The following is an 18,254-nucleotide window of genomic DNA, read 5'->3' on the forward strand; positions in this document are numbered from 1 at the left end:
CCGTATACGGTTTTGTTTGTCTGTTATTCGAGAAAGGATTCCCGCCAGATGGGAATTCACTATGACCCCATCATATGACAGGAATTGCGTTGCTTAAATTGATATATTAACAACGTCACATTGCACTATCTGCAAGATAAAAAACGGGGCCTGTATCGCATGGATCTACGTGATCTCAAATTATTCCTGCATCTGGCGGAAAGTCGGCACTTTGGCCGTACCGCCAAGGCGATGCACATCAGCCCATCCACGCTGTCACGGCAAATCCAACGGCTGGAAGAGGATTTAGGGCAGACGCTGTTTCTGCGCGATAACCGTACCGTGCAGCTTACCGATGCCGGAGATCACCTGAAGCAGTTCGCCCAGCAAACGTTGCTACAATACCAGCAGCTACGCCACACGATAGACCAGCACGGGCCGTCGTTAAGCGGCGAGCTGCGGATCTTCTGTTCCGTCACCGCCGCCTACAGCCACCTGCCGCCGATACTGGATCGCTTTCGGGCGCTGCACCCGCTGGTAGAAATTAAACTGACGACGGGAGATGCCGCTGATGCCGTTGAGAAAATTCAGTCGAATGATGGGGATTTGGGGATTGCGGGACGCCCGGAAGCGCTCCCAGCAAGTGTTGACTTCATGCCGCTCGATAAACTGCCACTAGCGTTGATTATCCCGGCACTTCCCTGCCCCGTGCAGTCGCTGGTGCGGCAGGCAGACCCAGACTGGTCGCAGATTCCGTTTATCCTGCCGGAACACGGCCCGGTGCGTAAGCGCATCGATCTGTGGTTTCGACGCAACCACATCACTAACCCGCAAATTTACGCCACCATCTCCGGGCATGAAGCGATGGTATCGATGGTCGCGCTGGGCTGTGGTATCGCGCTGATTCCCAACGTCGTACTGGAAAACAGCCCGGAACCGGTACGCAACCGCGTCTCTGTCTTTGTCGAGCAGGTAATGGAACCGCTTGAACTCGGCGTGTGCGTACAGAAAAAACGGCTTAGCGAACCGCTGATTGCCGCCTTTTGGGACATATTACAGGATACCCCATGAAGATAGCCTTCACTGCCCTGATCGCCGCAGGGGTGACGTTCGTTTCCCTCAGCCACCATGCGCAAGCCGCCAGTTTCTCCTGCAACAACGCCGTCTCAGCACAGGAAAAGCTGATTTGCGCCAGCCCGCTGCTCGGGCAGCTCGATGAAGAACTGGCACAGGTCTGGAAGACCTCCCGCGCGTTCCTGACAGCGTACGACAACAGCGCGCCGTGGGAAAAAACGCTCAACCAGTTTCAGCGCAGCTGGCTGACCACACGCGATCAATGCAAAGACGAGGACTGCTTGCGCCAACGCTACCAGCAGCAGTTAAACCGGCTGCGCTATCTGAATGACATCGCGCAGCACGCACTCCCTTCGCCGATTACGCCCGTGAAAAGCACCGCTTGTTTCCACGGCTCATTCAGCTATGAGTATGTGATGTCAGGGCTTTCCGCCGAGGAATATCGCGATCTGGGGGATTATTTTCGGGAAATGTACGATCAGAAAGCACCCTACCACGCCGTCAGCCTGACGATGACCAACCAGCGCGGCAAGATTGAAGGCGGCGCGTCCATTGCATTTCGCTACGGTAACAAGCTGGATGATTCAGACTTCACCGCCCGTCAGATGAGCGATACGCAAGCCATTGGCAAAGGTGAAAGCAGCTTCGGCCAGCAGGTGAAAATACTACTCACCTGCATTGACGATGATCATCTGCAAATCGCCACCTTCGGCAGCAATCGGGAAGAAGGTTACCTGTTTAACTATTTGCTGGAGCGCGATAAAACGCCACTGGAGCAGCAGAAAACGCCGTAGCGTTGGCTAGCTCTAGCGTTCGAACCACTTATCCGCCGAAAAGGCCCGCGTATCGGACTCCGTTTCCTGCACGGCCTTCTTCATCGTTTCGACGTTCATCAGGTAATGATAGAGCGGTTCAAGCTGGGTAAAACCCTGTGACAGAACCGTCACCAGATCGCCGGAAAACAGCGCGTCCATATCCTGTCGGGTAGATATCGCGGCAAACGACTTACGGTTATACCAGTCAGCCAGTTCCAGCTCCTGATCTTTAATCAGCGGGCGTTTGTAGCTTTCGCCTTCCAGCGTGAAGGTCTTTCCCAGACAGCTTGCTACTTCAAGAAACTGCGACGGATTACCGCGCAGCGTCTGACGGAACAGGTCCATCGTATTACGCGTCGCGCTGTAATAGCCCAGCCCGTAACGCCAGGTATCCGGCGTGATTTCAAAGAAATACACCGGTGCATCCGTCCAGTCTTTGCGAGTACGTTTGAAAGTGAGCCACATATGGCTGCGATAGCGTGATTTATCGTGAGAAAAGCGCGTGTCGCGATGAATACGGGAGAGAGTCTTACCGATAGCGGGACGTGTTTCAAAGTGATCATCAATCTGCAACATGGTCAGACTGAGTTCATCCACCAGCGTGCGGAACGGCGCAACCAGTTGCTCATCGTAAACCGCACGATGCTCGTCAAACCACGCTTTATCGTTGTACTGACGCACCTGCTGAAGAAACGTTAAACCCGCTTGAGAAAAACCCGTGAACTGCGTTGCCATAAAGAAATGCCATCCCTGTTGCTGTCAGATGACATTAAAGATAACGCCGCCGACGGTGAAACACCATCGGCGGCATTAAGGGAAAACTCAGCGCGTAATCAACTAACTTAACCCGCTAAAAAGAAACGGAACGCCGGATTATTGGTTTCGTCGTGGCATTCATAGCCGAGCGCCTGTAGGTGCTGCTCGAATTCCCGATCGCCTGCATCCAACTCGAACGCGGCCAGCACGCGACCAAAATCCGTGCCGTGGCTGCGGTAATGGAACAGTGAAATATTCCAGTGCGCTCCCAGCGTATGCAAGAATTTCAGTAATGCGCCCGGCGACTCTGGGAACTCAAAGCTGTACAGCCGTTCCTGGAGCGGTTTGGAAGGGCGTCCGCCGACCATATAACGAACGTGCAGCTTCGCCATTTCATCATCGGACAAATCCACCACTTCATAACCGTCTGCGGACAGCTCGGCGATAATCTCCTGCCGCTCCACATAGCCACGCGTCAGACGCACACCGACAAAAATGCAGGCATCTTTGGCATCCGCATAGCGGTAGTTGAATTCGGTAACGGAACGACCGCCCAGCAGTTGGCAAAACTTCAGGAAGCTGCCCTGTTTCTCAGGGATCGTCACGGCCAGCAAGGCTTCGCGCTGTTCACCCAGCTCGCAGCGCTCAGAAACGTAGCGTAACCCGTGGAAGTTGACGTTCGCGCCGGACAGAATATGCGCCAGACGTTCACCCTGAATCTGATGCTGTTGGATGTACTTTTTCATCCCCGCCAACGCCAGCGCGCCGGACGGTTCAGCAATTGCGCGGACATCCTCAAACAGATCTTTCACTGCCGCACAGATGGCATCGCTGTCGACGGTAATCACGTCATCCAGATATTCCCGACACAGGCGGAACGTTTCATCGCCAATGCGCTTCACCGCCACGCCTTCGGCAAACAGCCCGACACGCGGCAGATCGACCGGTTGCCCGGCATCCAGCGCCGCGCGCAGACAGGCGGAATCTTCCGCTTCTACGCCGATCACCTGAATCTGCGGCATCAACTGTTTGATCAGTACGGCAACACCTGCCGCCAAACCACCACCGCCGACCGGCACAAACACGCGATCCAGATGCGCATCCTGCTGTAGTAATTCCATCGCCAACGTGCCCTGTCCCGCAATCACCGCAGGGTGATCGAACGGCGGCAGAAAGGTCATATGCTGCTGTTGTGACAGCTCAATCGCCTTCGCCTTGGCCTCATCAAAGTTGGCACCGTGTAGCAGCACTTCGCCGCCAAAACCGCGCACGGCATCTACCTTGATATCAGCCGTCGCCACCGGCATCACAATCAGCGATTTAATCCCCAGCTTGGTGGAAGAGAGCGCGACACCTTGCGCATGGTTACCGGCTGACGCCGTTACCACACCGTGGGATTTTTGCTCATCGCTCAGACCGGCCATCATAGCGTACGCGCCGCGCAGCTTGAAGCTGTGCACCGCGTGCCTGTCTTCACGTTTTACCAGAATGACATTACCCAGCCGCGAAGAGATCTTTTCCATCTTCTCTAGCGGTGTGACCTGCGTGACTTCATACACTGGCGAGCGCAAGATCGCCCGCAGATACTCCGCGCCTCCCGGCGCGGCAGGAAGAGGTTGTGACACAGCCATCAGCATTAGCCTCCCAGCTTGCTTTTATCCCGCACAGCGCCTTTATCCGCGCTGGTTGCCAGGCTAGCGTACGCACGCAGCGCAAAAGACACCTGACGTTCGCGATTATGTGGCGTCCAGGCCTGCTCGCCTCTCGCCTCTTCCGCTGCGCGGCGGCTTGCTAACGCATTATCATCCAGGACCAGCGCAATGCTGCGGTTCGGAATATCAATCGCGATGATGTCACCGTCCTGTACCAGTGCAATGGTGCCGCCGCTGGCTGCTTCAGGAGACGCATGGCCGATAGACAGGCCAGAAGTACCGCCGGAGAAGCGCCCGTCAGTGATCAGCGCACAGCTTTTACCCAGCCCCATCGATTTCAGGTAGGTGGTCGGATACAGCATTTCCTGCATACCCGGCCCGCCTTTCGGCCCTTCATAACGGATCACAACGACGTCACCCGCCACGACTTTACCGCCCAGAATGGCGTCTACCGCATCATCCTGGCTTTCATAAACTTTTGCCGGACCGCGGAAGACCAGACTCCCTTCATCCACGCCTGCGGTTTTCACGATACAGCCATTCTCTGCCAGATTGCCGTACAGCACGGCCAACCCGCCATCCTGACTGTAGGCAAATTCGCGGGAACGAATACACCCTTCCTGACGATCGGTATCCAGTGAATCCCAGCGACAATCCTGAGAAAACGCTTTAGTCGTACGGATACCCGCCGGGCCAGCGGAATACATGCTTTTTACACTCTCATCCTGCGTCAGCATCACGTCGTAGGCTTCCAGCGTTTCCGGTAGTGTTTTGCCCAACACATTGTTCACTTCACGGTTCAGCAAACCCGCTCTGTCCAACTCGCCCAGAATACCGATCACGCCGCCCGCGCGGTGTACGTCTTCCATATGGTATTTCTGCGTGCTCGGCGCCACTTTACACAGGTGTGGCACCTGACGTGACAGCCTGTCGATATCGGTCATGGTGAAGTCCACCTCACCTTCCTGCGCCGCGGCTAACAGATGCAGAACGGTATTGGTGGAACCGCCCATGGCGATATCCAGAATCATGGCGTTTTCAAATGCGGCTTTATTAGCGATATTGCGTGGCAGCACGCTCTCGTCATCCTGCTCGTAGTAACGCTTCGCCAGACCGACAATACGTTTGCCTGCGTTCAGGAACAGCTGCTTACGGTCAGCATGCGTTGCCAGCAGAGAACCGTTACCCGGCTGAGACAGCCCCAGCGCTTCGGTCAAACAGTTCATGGAGTTAGCGGTAAACATACCAGAACAGGAGCCACAGGTCGGACAGGCTGAACGCTCCACCTGCTCGCTCTGCTCATCCGAGACTTTCGGATCTGCGCCCTGAATCATGGCATCCACCAGATCCAACTTGATGATCTGATCGGATAATTTGGTTTTCCCTGCTTCCATCGGGCCACCAGAAACAAAAATCACCGGAATATTCAGACGCAGCGACGCCATTAACATCCCCGGGGTGATTTTGTCGCAGTTGGAAATACACACCATGGCATCCGCACAGTGGGCATTGACCATGTATTCCACGGAGTCGGCGATCAGTTCACGGGAAGGCAGGGAATAGAGCATGCCGCCGTGTCCCATCGCGATACCGTCATCGACCGCAATGGTGTTAAATTCTTTCGCGACGCCGCCGGAGGCTTCGATCTGCTCGGCAACCAGTTTACCCAGATCGCGCAAGTGCACATGGCCCGGCACGAATTGGGTGAAGGAGTTGACCACTGCGATAATCGGTTTACCAAAATCGTCGTCGGTCATCCCGGTGGCGCGCCACAAGGCTCGGGCACCGGCCATATTACGGCCGTGAGTGGTTGTGGCTGAACGGTACTTAGGCATGCTCTGTTACTCCAAAAATTACGAATTTGGCGATGACGGAACGTGTCACCGCCTGACTGTCTGTCTTGACTGCTTACTGATTTATCGGATCCAGCCAGCCCCATTTATCTTCGGTTTCACCCGTAAAGAGGCCAAAGAACGCCTGCTGCAAGGCTTTGGTGACCGGTCCGCGTTTGCCAGCACCGACCTGAATGCCGTCGACGCTACGCACGGGGGTAATTTCTGCCGCCGTGCCGGACATGAAGACTTCATCCGCCAGATACAGTGACTCGCGGGACAGCACCTGCTCACGCACTTCATATCCCGCATCTTTCGCCAGCTTGATGATAGCGTCACGCGTAATGCCCGGCAGCGCCGAAGAGGTAAACGGCGGCGTGAAGATAATACCGTCCTTCACTTCAAACAGGTTCTCGCCTGCGCCTTCGGAAACATAGCCGTGGACATCCAACGCGATCCCTTCCTGATAGCCGTGGCGGCGTGCTTCGCTACCCACCAGCAGGGAGGATAGATAGTTGCCACCCGCTTTCGCGGCGGTTGGAATGGTATTTGCCGCCACACGATTCCAGGATGACACCATCGCATCAATGCCGGCTTCCAGCGCCTCTTCACCCAAATACGCGCCCCACGGGAAGGCCGCGATGATGACGTCGGTTTGATAACCGTCTGGCGGGTTAACGCCCATACCCACATCACCAATGAACACCAGTGGACGAATATACGCGCTGGTCAGGTTATTTTTACGTAGCGTTTCACGACAGGCTTCCATCAGCTCATCTACGCTTTGTGCGACGGGCATACGGTAAATTTTTGCCGAATCACGCAGGCGCTGCATGTGCTCACGGTGACGGAAAACCACCGGGCCCTTATGTGAATTGTAGCAACGAACGCCTTCAAAGACGGAGGTGCCATAATGCAGGGCATGCGACATGACGTGTACTTTTGCTTCAGCCCATGGAACCATCTCGCCATTGAACCAAATGTAGTCCGCTTTTTTTGTCATTCTTCTTTTTCCTTATTCTTTTGCGTTAGGCGCTGATCTGCTGTGATGTCGTCATCGGTTGAATGTCAACGCAGGCAATATCCAACAGCTTGCTCAATTGCGTTGACAATAAATCCACCGAACGATGGCTGGCAACGGTCAGTTCAATATTAATGTGATCGGCATTGGTGGTTTGCACCATATTCATCGCGCAAACTTTGAAACCGCGATGGCGGGTAACACGCAATACACGCTCCAGAACCTCGGGACGAAAGCGCGCCTGAATCGAAAGTTGATGGTGTGTCATTCTGTTGTCTCCAGCACTTATTCTGTGTAAGTCGGCCATTATTCGGTGTTGTCGAGCCTATTCGGTTTTATCGAGCATCGTTTCGTTACCCGCACCCGGCGGAACCAGTGGCCAGACGTTTTCATATTCATCGATCGATACGTGCAGTAAATAGGGTCCTTCGCTGTTAAACAGGGCGTCCAGCGCGACATCAATTTGATCTTTACGGGTGATGCGCTGGCCAGGGATATCAAACGCGCTTGCCAGTGTCAGGAAATCAGGGTTATCGGAGAGGTCAGTTTCACTATAACGTTCATCAAAGAATAACTGCTGCCACTGACGCACCATGCCTAACCGTTGGTTATCCAGCAGCACGATCTTTAACGGCAGCCGTTTTCGCTTGATGGTGCCCAACTCCTGAACGTTCATCATGAAAGAGCCATCGCCGGAAATACAAATAACCATATCGTCCGGGCGCGCAACCTGTGCGCCTACCGCAGCGGGTACGCCGAAGCCCATCGTACCGAGGCCGCTGGAGGTGATGAAATTCTCAGGGCGGCTGAACGTCATATGTTGCGCAGCCCACATCTGGTGCTGGCCTACATCAGTCGTCACCACGGTGTCCGCATCCATTCGTTCGGAGATCGTTTTCAGCAGCGCAGGCGCATAAATCGCCTGACCGGGATGATCATAACGCCACGGGTATTCCGCCTTCATCATGGTCGCCTGCTGGCGCCACGCGCTGACGTTCAGCGGTTGTTGCAGCGCCGGTAATATCGCGTTCAGATCGCCTTGCAACGCGACATTAGCATGACGCAACTTGCTCAGTTCCGCTGGGTCGATATCCATGTGAATCACGCTGGCGTGAGGCGCGAAGGCGTTCAGCTTGCCGGTTACGCGGTCATCAAAGCGCGCCCCAACGGCGATTAACAAATCACACTCCTGCACAATCAGGTTCGCCGCCTTCGTGCCGTGCATACCAATCATACCGAGGTAATAGGGATGATTGGCATCCACGACACCCAGCCCTTTCAGCGTCGAAACGGAAGGGATATCCGTTACGCTCAGGAATTCACGCAGTGCCGGAACCGCATTCGCCATGCCAACACCACCGCCAACGTACAGCACGGGTTTTTGCGCTTTAGCCAACAGGGCATATGCCTGCGCGATATCTTGATCGGGGAAATCAACATCGTTAGCAACGGGCGCAAAGTTCGGAGTGAAATCCCCCATCGCCAGCTGAATATCTTTAGGAATATCGACCAGAACAGGGCCTGGTCGGCCGCTGTTGGCAATCGCGAACGCTTCTGCCATCACTTCCGGCAATGATTCGAGAGACTCAACCAAAAAGCTGTGTTTCGTACAGGCCAGAGACAGCCCCAGCACGTCGATCTCCTGAAAAGCATCGGTGCCGATCAGTGCCGACCCAACCTGTCCGGTGATCGCTACCACAGGCACAGAATCCAGCAGCGCATCGGCCAAACCGGTGATCAGGTTCGTTGCCCCCGGGCCGGACGTCGCAATGCAGACGCCCACGTTGCCCGTGGAGCGGGCATAGCCAATCGCCGCCATCACTGCGCCTTGCTCGTGGCGACACAGCAGGTGTTTAACGCCGCCGTCATAAAGTGCATCGTAGACTGGCATTATCGCGCCCCCTGGATAACCAAAAACGGTTTCCACTCCCTGCGCTCGCAACGCTTGAACCACCCACTGTGCTCCATTCATAGTTATTTCCCCGACATCTTATGGGAATAACAGAATTTTATGCTGATGTTCATTTTCTGTTCCTTTCCGTTATAGATTACGCCCAACAAAAAACCCCCGACCTTTCGGTGCGGGGGTTTTCTTGAATTAGGCCTTGATTTCTAAGCCATTCTTCGTCCAAGTGCAGCCCCGCACGGTGGGATAATAATCACCACCACGCTAATCACGACTAGGCTAATCACTAGGGATAGGGCTTTCATAATAGGTTGTTCATTAATCTTCTGTCGAACGAATGCCTACAGAGTTATCACAGTAAGACATGGCCTGACAACAATTTTTTTTCATTGCCACCCGTAAGGATTACCTATGATACGAGAAAAAATACAACGTAATCATAAGGTAGACGCGCATCAAATTATTTTCGCCCGTTGGCGTAAAAATGAGCGTTGTACGAGAAACGTGACAGATGAAAACGAGAGTCGTCAATCGGCGGATAGCATTAAGCCATCGGTTCACCCTACATAATTGCGGCGCATCACGCACAAATTTTACTCATTACTGAAACAGAGGATTATTTCATGAAATCGCCGCGCAAAGTGGCGAAGACGGTCTCTACTTCTTCTCCCTTGCCAGACATGATGCAAACCATCAGCAAAGGGGAAATAGCATGTCATTGGCAGTTACCTATACTCGGGCAATGATTGGTGTACAAGCACCGGACGTTTATATCGAAGTTCATATCAGCAGTGGGCTACCGGCTTTAACGCTGGTGGGTTTACCAGAAACCACCGTCAAGGAAGCGCGCGATCGCGTGCGCAGCGCTCTCATCAATTGCGGATTTACGTTTCCGGCAAAGCGCATCACGGTCAATCTCGCCCCCGCAGACCTGCCAAAAGAAGGAGGACGCTACGATCTGCCGATTGCTCTGGCGATTCTGGCGGCTTCAGAACAAATCGATGGTGAGAAGCTAAGCCGCTACGAGTTTCTTGGCGAACTCGGCCTGTCTGGCACCTTACGTGGCGTCAATGGCGCGATTCCCGCTGCATTGGAAGCCATAAAATCAGGCCGCCAGCTTATCCTGCCAGATGACAATAAACGGGAGATGACCCTGATACCACAGGGTGAAGCGCTAATGGCCGGGCATTTGTTGGACGTGTGTGCTTTTCTCAGTGGAGAAGAGGAATTGCTCAGTTGCTCCGACATGACGCCCGTTCCACCGATCGAAGAAGATACGCGCGATCTGAAGGATATCATCGGTCAGGAACAGGCTAAACGCGCGTTAGAAATCGCGGCGGCAGGCGGTCACAACCTGCTCTTGCTAGGGCCTCCGGGAACAGGGAAAACCATGTTGGCGAGTCGATTAGGCAATCTGATGCCACCATTAAGCGATGAAGAAGCGCTGGAAAGCGCCGCCATCAACAGCCTAATCAACATTGATGCCACCATGACGCGCTGGCGAGCCAGACCATTCAGAGCGCCTCACCATAGTTCCTCTATGGCTGCGCTCGTGGGCGGAGGGTCGCTACCCAAACCCGGAGAAATCTCGCTCGCCCACAACGGTGTACTATTTTTGGACGAATTACCGGAGTTTGAGCGACGCGTACTGGACTCACTACGAGAGCCTCTGGAGTCCGGTGAAATTATCATTTCCCGCACTCGGGCTAAGGTGTGCTACCCAGCACGGGTGCAGCTCGTTGCCGCAATGAATCCCAGCCCGTCAGGCCACTATCAGGGCGTTCATAACCGGTTGCCGGCACAACAAATACTGCGCTATCTCAGCAAACTTTCCGGTCCCTTTTTGGATCGCTTTGACCTTTCAATCGAAGTCCCTTTGCTACCACCAGGGGTTTTATCTCAGCAGCATTATCAAGGCGAAAGCAGCGCGACAATTCGTGAGCGCGTGCTGATCGCACGGCAGATACAGCTGAAGCGGGCAAATAAAATCAACGCGCTACTCACTTCACGTGAAATAGAAAAACACTGCGGATTGGAGATGGCTGATGCGACCTATTTGGAAGAGGTGATGAACAAACTTGGCTTATCCGTACGTGCATGGCACAGGATCTTGAAAGTCGCGCGCACGATCGCTGACCTAGGCGGTCGGGATAATATTGAAAGAAAACACCTTGCCGAAGCGCTGAGCTATCGCTGTATGGATCGCTTGCTCATCCAGCTCCACAAAAACCTTGAATAGCGAGAGCATTACATTTGTTCGCTACAAAAGGAAATGGGGCGTTAGCCCCATTCTTAATTAATCATCGCTTTCAGTGTATTCTTCCACTGCATCCATCTGCGGCTTACCACCAGACAACGTATGGAAGCGTTTAGGACGACGAATACGATCCAGATATTTGGACCAGATTTTTTCCAGTTCCGTTTCCGCTTTACGTTCGCCGCGACACATTGCAACAAACGATGTCTCTTCCTCCGTCACTGGCTCACGTTTACCCAAATCCAGCTCGTTAAACGCGTAGCCGTGGCGTTCCAACAATTGTGCTTCTTTAATCGTAAAGTCGCCATGTCGGGAAAAACCACGCGGGTAGAACTTGTTATCAAAAAAACGATTAGTGGTAGAGAAGCTTTCTGCCATCTTACACGCTCCTAATTCTTCTATGGTCGTGTTGTTTATGGCGCGGAGTATTAGATAGGCTTGACATTGTGTAAAACAAAACATTTAAATCATTACGACAAAATTTTTTTGGAGATGGGCGTGGATACCGAATTACTAAAAACCTTTCTGGAAGTCAGCAGGACAAGACACTTTGGCCGTGCCGCCGAATCCCTGTATCTCACGCAGTCAGCGGTGAGTTTTCGGATTCGCCAGTTAGAGACGCAGCTTGGTGCCAACCTGTTCACGCGCCATCGGAACAACATACGTCTGACGCCCGCTGGCGAACGGCTTCTGCCCTATGCGGAAAGCCTTATCGGCACCTGGCAGATCGCCAAAAAAGAAGTCGCACGCTCGCAGCAACACAGCCTGCTTTCGGTAGGAGCAACGGCGTCACTCTGGGAGGCCTATCTGACTCCCTGGCTACAATCGCTGTATCAACAGCGCCCGCTGCTCCAGCTAGAAGCGCGCATTGCCTTACGTCACTCGCTGGTAAAACAACTCCATGAGCGTCAGTTGGATCTGTTGATTACAACCGAACAGCCAAAAATGGAAGAATTAGCGAGCCAGCTACTGGGTAACTTCTCCCTTTCGCTGTTTGCTGCAGAAGCGCACCCACCTGGGCAGGAACTGCCTTATATAAAATTAGAGTGGGGCGCAGACTTTCATCAGCAGGAACATCGCCTATTAGCCAGCGATCAGCTTCCCGTGTTGACAACAACATCGGCCCAGTTGACCCGCCAATTGCTTGAAACAACCGGCGGCTGCGCGTTTTTACCCAGCCATTGGTTACAAACCTATTCCAACCTGCGGATAGTTGGCGACAGTCAGCCCGTCGTGCGCCCGTTTTACGCCGTTTGGTTACAAAACAGCGATCAGCAGACGATGATTCGTCAGTTGCTGAAAACGCCTATTGTGATTAATCCATGAGCTATTTTGCTCACAACTCACTTAAGCACGTCTGGCTAACCAGAATGTGCTTAACGCCTTCTGTAACCCAATGAAAGCAAACAGCAGGAAACCAATGACGATTTTTGTCCACCATGAGCTCAAGGTGCCGTCAAACGTGATATACGTTTGAATCAGACCTTGAATCAGTACGCCAAACAGGGTGCCCAATACGGTTCCGACACCACCGGTCAGTAGCGTACCGCCGATGACGACGGCAGCGATGGCGTCCAATTCCACACCGCTTGCTGCCAGAGCATAACCCGCGGAAGTGTAGAGAGAGAAAACAATACCTGACAGCACCGCTAACGTACTGGAAAGCATGTAGATATGAATCGTCGTCCGCCTGACGGGCACCCCCATCAGTTCCGCTGAATAGCTGCTACCACCAATCGCATAAACACGGTTACCGAAACGGGTACGGTGCGCCATCACGATCCCCAGCAGTACTACAACCAACATAACCAGCGCCAGAAAGGTAAACCGTCCTCCATCCGGCATGCGCCATGCTAAACCCGCCAGTTGGCTATAGACCGGGTGATCGATTGGAATCGACTCCTGTGAGACGATAAAGCTCATTCCTCGGACAAAGAACATACCTGCCAGCGTGATAATAAAGGCTGGCAATTTGAGCGTGTCGATAATCCATCCCATCAGCCCGCCAAACATGGCGCCCATCACCAGCGCTATTGCGAACGCAAAGAAAGGATCAATGCCATACGTACCGATCAGTTTGGCCAGTAACACACCAGTAAATGCAATGACTGACCCTACGGAGAGATCGATCCCGCCAGACAAGATGACAAACGTCATCCCAACAGCCACGATCCCCAGAAAGGCGTTATCCGTCAGTAAATCAAAGAAAACTCGCGTCGACGCAAAGCCGGGAAACTGGCTGAGACAGAATAAATAGCCAGCAATAAAGACCAGAATCGTCATCAACAGGGGGAAGTGGCGTTTCAACATTATGTTTTCCTCCTGAACAGGTGATGCAGCGAAATACGCGGAGATTGCATAACCAAAACCAGCAGAACGACGAGTGCCTTCAGAACCAGGTTGAATTCCGGCCGATAGCCAGACAGCAGGATGCCAGTATTCATACTCTGAATAATCAAGGCACCGACGACAGAGAGCAGCAAATTAAAACGCCCCCCAAGTAGCGAACCGCCACCGATCACCACAGCCAGAATCGCGTCTAATTCCAACCAGAGGCCCGCGTTGTTCGCATCCGCCCCACGGATATCTGCAGTCACGATAACGCCCGCTACGGCCGCACACACGCCGCATATGACATAAGCTGCGACCAATACCAGCTTCGTACTCACGCCAGCGTTGCGAGCCGATCGCAAATTAATACCAACAGATTCGATAAATAGCCCAAGCGCCGTTTTACGCGTCAAAATCCACAGCGCCAACAGCATCACGCAGGCAATAATCACTGGCATGGGTAGATAGAACAGGGTTCCGCTGCCCAACTTAGCCAACCCGGCGTTATCGAACGTGATAATTTGACCTTCGGTAATCAGCTGAGCAATGCCTCGCCCGGCAACCATCAGCATCAACGTCGCTACAATCGGCTGAATCTGTAACACCGCAACCAGAAAACCGTTCCATAGCCCACACAACGCACCAACCAATAGCGCAACCAGCAGTACAGAAGGAAGCGGATGGCCAGCAGCAGTAAGCGTTGCGGCCGTCGCGCCTGCAATCGCCATTACCGCACCAACCGATAAATCGATTCCACCAGTGGCAATCACTAACGTCATACCTAATGCCAGCAGCGCAACGGGCGCACCGCGGTTAAGGATGTCGATAAGGCTACCGAACAAGCGCCCATCCTGAATGTGGAGGGAGAAGAAGTTGGGCGCGACCATGCTATCAATCAGCAAGATGGCAACGAGCGCCAGAAGCTGTGGCACCCCTTTGGTGAACGTTAAGCGGACTTTTTTGGCAGGTTTGACGTTATTATCTGTCATCATCTGCTCCCGTTTGTACTGCGATTGCCTGCATGACTGCGGCAACCGAGATCTCATTATGTTCAAGATGCGCAACGTGCTGCCTGTCGCGCAGCACAATGATGCGATCCGCATAACCGGTCAGTTCTTCCAATTCAGAAGAGATCACGAGTAACGCCATCCCCTGTTCACAAAGTTTTTCGATCAGGCGAATGATTTCAGCATGCGCACCGACATCGATTCCTCGCGTTGGCTCATCCAGAATCAAGAAGCGCGGCTCTGTTGCCAGCCAGCGCGATAGCAGGACTTTTTGCTGATTCCCTCCCGATAGATACTGAATTTCCTGCTCTGGACTCGGCGTACGAATCCCTAATAGGCTGATAAATTTTTCAGCGATACGGGTTTGCTCACGTAAGGAAATGGGCTTCAGCCAGCCACGTTGCGCCTGAAGCGCCAAAATGATGTTCTCTCGTACCGTTGCCGCACCGACAATGCCGTCAGTTTTGCGATCCTCAGGGCAATAGCCAAAGCCGAGTTTTCCTGCTGCACGTGGCGTGCGAATGCTGACTTGTTTGCCATCAACTCTGGCTTCACCGGCATCAGGCACGTTAATACCAAATATCAGCTGCGCGGTTTCTGTCCGGCCGGACCCCAGTAGACCAGCGAGGCCAACAATTTCTCCCGGGCGCACGGAAAGCTCGAAGTCATTAATCGAGCCACGCCGACCATAGTGTTTAAACTGCACGATAGGCTCACCTGAGACGTCACTATGTTCGCCACGCTTCAATAACGTTTCATCAAAACTGTGCCCCAACATCATTTGGACTAATTCAATACGTGGTAATTCTGCGGCAGGCAATGTCCCGACTAATCTTCCATTACGCAAAACGGTAATTCTGTCACTAATGCGATAAACCTGATCCAGAAAGTGTGTCACAAATATCATACCGATTCCGCGATCGCGCAACGTCCGCAATATATCCAGTAGCATATCGACTTCTTTTGCATCAAGGCTTGCGGTCGGTTCATCAAGAATTAAAACTTTAGCGGAAAGATCGATAGCTCTGGCGATAGCTACAATTTGCTGCACTGCGATGGAGTAATTACCAAGCGGATGGCTAACATCGATCATCAGTCCATAATTCAATAAAAGTGCTTCGGCCTGATGCAGGATTTTATGTTGATCCACGATGCCCCAACGTGTGGGCTCACGACCAATAAATAGATTTGCCGCAACGGACAGATTCGGTAATAGATTGACTTCTTGATAGACCGTACCAATACCCAATGACTGAGCATGAGCCGTATTTACAGGATTAATCGCCATACCATCGAGGATAATTTCACCCGTTGAGCGATGGTAAACACCAGTCAACGCCTTAATTAACGTTGACTTCCCTGCGCCATTCTCTCCTAATAGCGCCACTATTTCGCCGCGATCAAGCGTGAAGTCCACTTGATCTAGTGCTTTTACCCCCGGAAACTCAACGCTCATGCCCCGAATATCTAACAACCGTGTCGTTTCCATCAGCATCACCTATGCGACAACTTAACAAGGCTACATCACACCTGAGCAATATTATGGTAAGTAGGCTGACAATATTCACTGTCCCGTGATTAAACGGTGCAGAAAACATAGCAAGCCTACTTTCCCATATTTATATTTCTGCCAGGTATTTAGCAAAATTTATATCAATGATAAATCCACAATATAAATCTCAATAACCAAGGTCTTTCTTGGTTTCATATTCCTGTTTTGCCGTGTCAGGCAGTAATAAACGTGATTCGGTTTGAATGAATTTTTCAGGCTGTTTCCCGTCCTTCTTCATCGCTAATAAAGCATCAAAAGCAGGACCAGCCATATTAGGTGTTAATTCAACGGTGGCATTAGCTTCGCCATTCATCATAGCTTTAAAAATGTCGGGGACACCATCAATGGAGACAACTTTTATTTGTGAACCAGGTTTCAGACCAGCTTCTTTTATTGCCTGAATAGCGCCTATTGCCATGTCATCATTATGTGCATAAACCGCACAGATATTTTTCCCATTCTGCTCAGCTTTAATAAAGCTTTCCATGACCTCTTTACCCTTGCTACGAGTAAAGTCTCCCGACTGTGAGCGAATAATTTTTATCTGCGGATCTGAAGCTATACCGTCAGCAAACCCTTTCTTACGGTTTATCGCAACGCTAGCCCCAACAGTTCCCTGCAACTCAACAACATTACAAGGTTTGCCAGCGGCTTCTTTCACAAGCCACTCCCCTGCCACTTTTCCTTCATAGACACTATCAGAGGCGATAGCAGCGGTGTACAACGATGGATCGCTAACCTCAATCGTTCTATCAAGCAGGAACACTGGAATTTTTGCTTCTTTAGCTTCCTGTAAGACTGGCGCCCAACCTGTCGCGACAACTGGAGCAATAAATATGGCATCTACGCCCTGAGCGATGAACGACCGCACAGCCTTAATCTGATTCTCCTGCTTCTGCTGAGCATCCGCTATTTTTAACGTTATCCCACGCTTCTCGGCTTCCTGCTTTGACACCTTAGTTTCCGCAGAGCGCCATCCTGATTCTGAACCAATCTGGGAAAACCCAACCGTTAGGGGTTTTGCCTGTACGGCACCACATAACGCAGTGCTTACAGCAACAGCTACCAGTAAACGTCTGTACATACTTAAACTCCTTCTGTGTAGTCTTACAGCTACTTAGTCAGATTTCAGGTACAGCATAGCGCTACGAATTTCTGCTGTAGCGCTACCGATGTGATGTTGGCAGGTATCACTAACAAGTGAATGCAACCTGAAGGATCGTTCTGAAAAACAACTTCCTTTCACTCAGGTTGTAGATAGTTTTAGTTCAAATATCGAACAAGGTGAATGAGCAAGTTCACAACCTGGTATTACGGTTATTTTGTGCATATTTACAGCTAAATCAGCACGATCTATCAACAGCACATTAGCGAATTTTATCTATTAAATAACAACACGTTAGATTAATTAGACATCCAGAGGGGAGAAATAACGAAGAAATTGGAAAGAAGGATACGAGACAGGATCGAGCATAAAGTATAGATCAAAAAAAACCCTTCACGATAACGTGAAGGGTTTTATTTGGCAGGGGCGGAGAGACTCGAACTCGCGACACCCGGTTTTGGAGACCGGTGCTCTACCAACTGAGCTACGCCCCTAAATTACGCTTAATATTATGCCTGCTAAAGTTAGCAGGCATAATTTTTAATAAGTGGCGGAACGGACGGGGCTCGAACCCGCGACCCCCTGCGTGACAGGCAGGTATTCTAACCAACTGAACTACCGCTCCACCGAATTTCTCTACAACCACCGGATTACTCCGGCTTACTGCTTAATTTGATGCCTGGCAGTTCCCTACTCTCACATGGGGAAGCCCCACACTACCATCGGCGCTACGGCGTTTCACTTCTGAGTTCGGCATGGGGTCAGGTGGGACCACCGCGCTATCGCCGCCAGGCAAATTCTGTTTCATTCCAGCCGTTACTATGGTGACTTTATCTTTCTCGTCATCACGCAACCACCAGAACCAATCTCTGAACAAGCTGAACATCGTTCTCTATGAGTCTTTAAAACACCTTCGGTGTTGTAAGGTTAAGCCTCTCGGGTCATTAGTACTGGTTAGCTCAACGTA

16 protein-coding genes, 2 tRNA genes and 1 rRNA gene are annotated in these 18,254 nt (G+C 52.1%); 4 read left to right on the forward strand and 15 right to left on the reverse strand.

Annotation, left to right across the window (positions count from 1 at the left end):
* Nucleotides 1–159 precede the first annotated feature (159 nt).
* Both ilvY and ACIPUG_RS14785 read left to right on the forward strand, forming a co-directional pair.
* Nucleotides 160–1,050, forward strand: coding sequence for an HTH-type transcriptional activator IlvY (gene ilvY / locus ACIPUG_RS14780; RefSeq protein WP_010283902.1), 891 nt, complete (start codon nucleotides 160–162; stop codon nucleotides 1,048–1,050).
* A complete protein-coding gene (locus tag ACIPUG_RS14785) occupies nucleotides 1,047–1,847 on the forward strand; it encodes a lysozyme inhibitor LprI family protein (protein WP_104212884.1) in 801 nt (266 codons plus the stop codon). The genes ilvY and ACIPUG_RS14785 overlap by 4 nt, the downstream gene beginning before the upstream one ends.
* 12 nt (nucleotides 1,848–1,859) lie before the next feature.
* On the opposite strand, the gene ACIPUG_RS14790 is transcribed toward ACIPUG_RS14785, so the two are convergent.
* From ACIPUG_RS14790 to ilvL, 7 genes are all read right to left on the reverse strand, one after another.
* Nucleotides 1,860–2,603: a DUF2461 domain-containing protein gene (locus ACIPUG_RS14790; protein ID WP_104212883.1), complete on the reverse strand. Its 744-nt coding sequence runs from the start codon at nucleotides 2,601–2,603 to the stop codon at nucleotides 1,860–1,862.
* 107 nt (nucleotides 2,604–2,710) lie between these two features.
* Nucleotides 2,711–4,255, reverse strand: a complete 1,545-nt coding sequence (ilvA, locus tag ACIPUG_RS14795; protein WP_040034470.1) for a threonine ammonia-lyase, biosynthetic — start codon at nucleotides 4,253–4,255, stop codon at nucleotides 2,711–2,713.
* Nucleotides 4,256–4,260: 5 nt separating this feature from the next.
* A complete protein-coding gene (ilvD, locus tag ACIPUG_RS14800; protein WP_010283912.1) occupies nucleotides 4,261–6,111 on the reverse strand; it encodes a dihydroxy-acid dehydratase in 1,851 nt (616 codons plus the stop codon).
* Nucleotides 6,112–6,184: 73 nt separating this feature from the next.
* On the reverse strand, nucleotides 6,185–7,111 hold the full coding sequence (locus tag ACIPUG_RS14805; protein WP_014916970.1) for a branched-chain amino acid transaminase: 927 nt from the start codon (nucleotides 7,109–7,111) through the stop codon (nucleotides 6,185–6,187).
* 25 nt (nucleotides 7,112–7,136) lie between these two features.
* Nucleotides 7,137–7,397 (reverse strand): acetolactate synthase 2 small subunit, encoded by a 261-nt coding sequence (ilvM, locus tag ACIPUG_RS14810; RefSeq protein ID WP_010294673.1) that lies wholly within the window; start codon nucleotides 7,395–7,397, stop codon nucleotides 7,137–7,139.
* A 57-nt stretch (nucleotides 7,398–7,454) separates the two neighbouring features.
* Entirely contained in the window at nucleotides 7,455–9,101 is a 1,647-nt protein-coding gene (ilvG, locus tag ACIPUG_RS14815) for an acetolactate synthase 2 catalytic subunit (RefSeq protein WP_400320485.1), read from the reverse strand.
* Between the two features lie 140 nt (nucleotides 9,102–9,241).
* Nucleotides 9,242–9,340, reverse strand: a complete 99-nt coding sequence (ilvL, locus tag ACIPUG_RS14820; RefSeq protein WP_071531109.1) for an ilv operon leader peptide — start codon at nucleotides 9,338–9,340, stop codon at nucleotides 9,242–9,244.
* Nucleotides 9,341–9,747: 407 nt separating this feature from the next.
* On the opposite strand from ilvL, the gene ACIPUG_RS14825 reads away from it, so the two are divergent.
* Entirely contained in the window at nucleotides 9,748–11,274 is a 1,527-nt protein-coding gene (locus ACIPUG_RS14825) for a YifB family Mg chelatase-like AAA ATPase (RefSeq protein ID WP_400338964.1), read from the forward strand.
* Nucleotides 11,275–11,331: 57 nt separating this feature from the next.
* Here ACIPUG_RS14825 and ACIPUG_RS14830 read toward each other — a convergent pair whose 3' ends face one another.
* Nucleotides 11,332–11,670, reverse strand: coding sequence for a DUF413 domain-containing protein (locus ACIPUG_RS14830; RefSeq protein WP_010283921.1), 339 nt, complete (start codon nucleotides 11,668–11,670; stop codon nucleotides 11,332–11,334).
* 120 nt (nucleotides 11,671–11,790) lie between these two features.
* Here ACIPUG_RS14830 and hdfR point away from each other — a divergent pair, with 120 nt between their 5' ends.
* Complete coding sequence (hdfR, locus tag ACIPUG_RS14835; RefSeq protein WP_010294681.1) at nucleotides 11,791–12,618, forward strand: HTH-type transcriptional regulator HdfR; 828 nt, start codon at nucleotides 11,791–11,793, stop codon at nucleotides 12,616–12,618.
* Between the two features lie 21 nt (nucleotides 12,619–12,639).
* On the opposite strand, the gene yjfF is transcribed toward hdfR, so the two are convergent.
* The 7 genes from yjfF to rrf form a co-directional block, all read right to left on the reverse strand.
* Entirely contained in the window at nucleotides 12,640–13,602 is a 963-nt protein-coding gene (yjfF, locus tag ACIPUG_RS14840) for a galactofuranose ABC transporter, permease protein YjfF (RefSeq protein ID WP_205538470.1), read from the reverse strand.
* A complete protein-coding gene (ytfT, locus tag ACIPUG_RS14845; protein WP_010283927.1) occupies nucleotides 13,602–14,612 on the reverse strand; it encodes a galactofuranose ABC transporter, ATP-binding protein YtfT in 1,011 nt (336 codons plus the stop codon). The genes yjfF and ytfT overlap by 1 nt, the downstream gene beginning before the upstream one ends.
* Entirely contained in the window at nucleotides 14,602–16,119 is a 1,518-nt protein-coding gene (ytfR, locus tag ACIPUG_RS14850; RefSeq protein ID WP_039555976.1) for a galactofuranose ABC transporter, ATP-binding protein YtfR, read from the reverse strand. The genes ytfT and ytfR overlap by 11 nt, the downstream gene beginning before the upstream one ends.
* Nucleotides 16,120–16,309: 190 nt before the next feature.
* Nucleotides 16,310–17,266 (reverse strand): galactofuranose ABC transporter, galactofuranose-binding protein YtfQ, encoded by a 957-nt coding sequence (gene ytfQ, locus ACIPUG_RS14855; protein WP_010283932.1) that lies wholly within the window; start codon nucleotides 17,264–17,266, stop codon nucleotides 16,310–16,312.
* Between the two features lie 439 nt (nucleotides 17,267–17,705).
* Nucleotides 17,706–17,781, reverse strand: a tRNA-Trp gene (locus tag ACIPUG_RS14860).
* A 54-nt stretch (nucleotides 17,782–17,835) separates the two neighbouring features.
* A tRNA-Asp gene (locus ACIPUG_RS14865) sits at nucleotides 17,836–17,912 on the reverse strand.
* A gap of 52 nt (nucleotides 17,913–17,964) precedes the next feature.
* Nucleotides 17,965–18,080, reverse strand: a 5S ribosomal RNA gene (gene rrf, locus ACIPUG_RS14870).
* Nucleotides 18,081–18,254: the final 174 nt, after the last annotated feature.

Origin of the sequence: Pectobacterium sp. CHL-2024 (assembly GCF_044751765.1) — a bacterium.
GTDB lineage: Bacteria > Pseudomonadota > Gammaproteobacteria > Enterobacterales > Enterobacteriaceae > Pectobacterium > Pectobacterium brasiliense.

Excerpts from the sequence above, each read along its gene's own strand:
- ilvA (WP_040034470.1), bottom strand. The coding sequence starts at position 4,255 with ATGGCTGTGTCACAACCTCTTCCTGCCGCGCCGGGAGGCGCGGAGTAT.
- yjfF (WP_205538470.1), bottom strand. The coding sequence starts at position 13,602 with ATGTTGAAACGCCACTTCCCCCTGTTGATGACGATTCTGGTCTTTATT.
- ilvL (WP_071531109.1), bottom strand. The coding sequence starts at position 9,340 with ATGAAAGCCCTATCCCTAGTGATTAGCCTAGTCGTGATTAGCGTGGTG.
- ytfR (WP_039555976.1), bottom strand. The coding sequence starts at position 16,119 with ATGGAAACGACACGGTTGTTAGATATTCGGGGCATGAGCGTTGAGTTT.
- ytfQ (WP_010283932.1), bottom strand. The coding sequence starts at position 17,266 with ATGTACAGACGTTTACTGGTAGCTGTTGCTGTAAGCACTGCGTTATGT.
- ACIPUG_RS14785 (WP_104212884.1), top strand. The coding sequence starts at position 1,047 with ATGAAGATAGCCTTCACTGCCCTGATCGCCGCAGGGGTGACGTTCGTT.
- ilvM (WP_010294673.1), bottom strand. The coding sequence starts at position 7,397 with ATGACACACCATCAACTTTCGATTCAGGCGCGCTTTCGTCCCGAGGTT.
- ACIPUG_RS14830 (WP_010283921.1), bottom strand. The coding sequence starts at position 11,670 with ATGGCAGAAAGCTTCTCTACCACTAATCGTTTTTTTGATAACAAGTTC.
- ilvD (WP_010283912.1), bottom strand. The coding sequence starts at position 6,111 with ATGCCTAAGTACCGTTCAGCCACAACCACTCACGGCCGTAATATGGCC.
- ilvG (WP_400320485.1), bottom strand. The coding sequence starts at position 9,101 with ATGAATGGAGCACAGTGGGTGGTTCAAGCGTTGCGAGCGCAGGGAGTG.
- ilvY (WP_010283902.1), top strand. The coding sequence starts at position 160 with ATGGATCTACGTGATCTCAAATTATTCCTGCATCTGGCGGAAAGTCGG.
- ACIPUG_RS14805 (WP_014916970.1), bottom strand. The coding sequence starts at position 7,111 with ATGACAAAAAAAGCGGACTACATTTGGTTCAATGGCGAGATGGTTCCA.
- ytfT (WP_010283927.1), bottom strand. The coding sequence starts at position 14,612 with ATGACAGATAATAACGTCAAACCTGCCAAAAAAGTCCGCTTAACGTTC.
- ACIPUG_RS14790 (WP_104212883.1), bottom strand. The coding sequence starts at position 2,603 with ATGGCAACGCAGTTCACGGGTTTTTCTCAAGCGGGTTTAACGTTTCTT.
- ACIPUG_RS14825 (WP_400338964.1), top strand. The coding sequence starts at position 9,748 with ATGTCATTGGCAGTTACCTATACTCGGGCAATGATTGGTGTACAAGCA.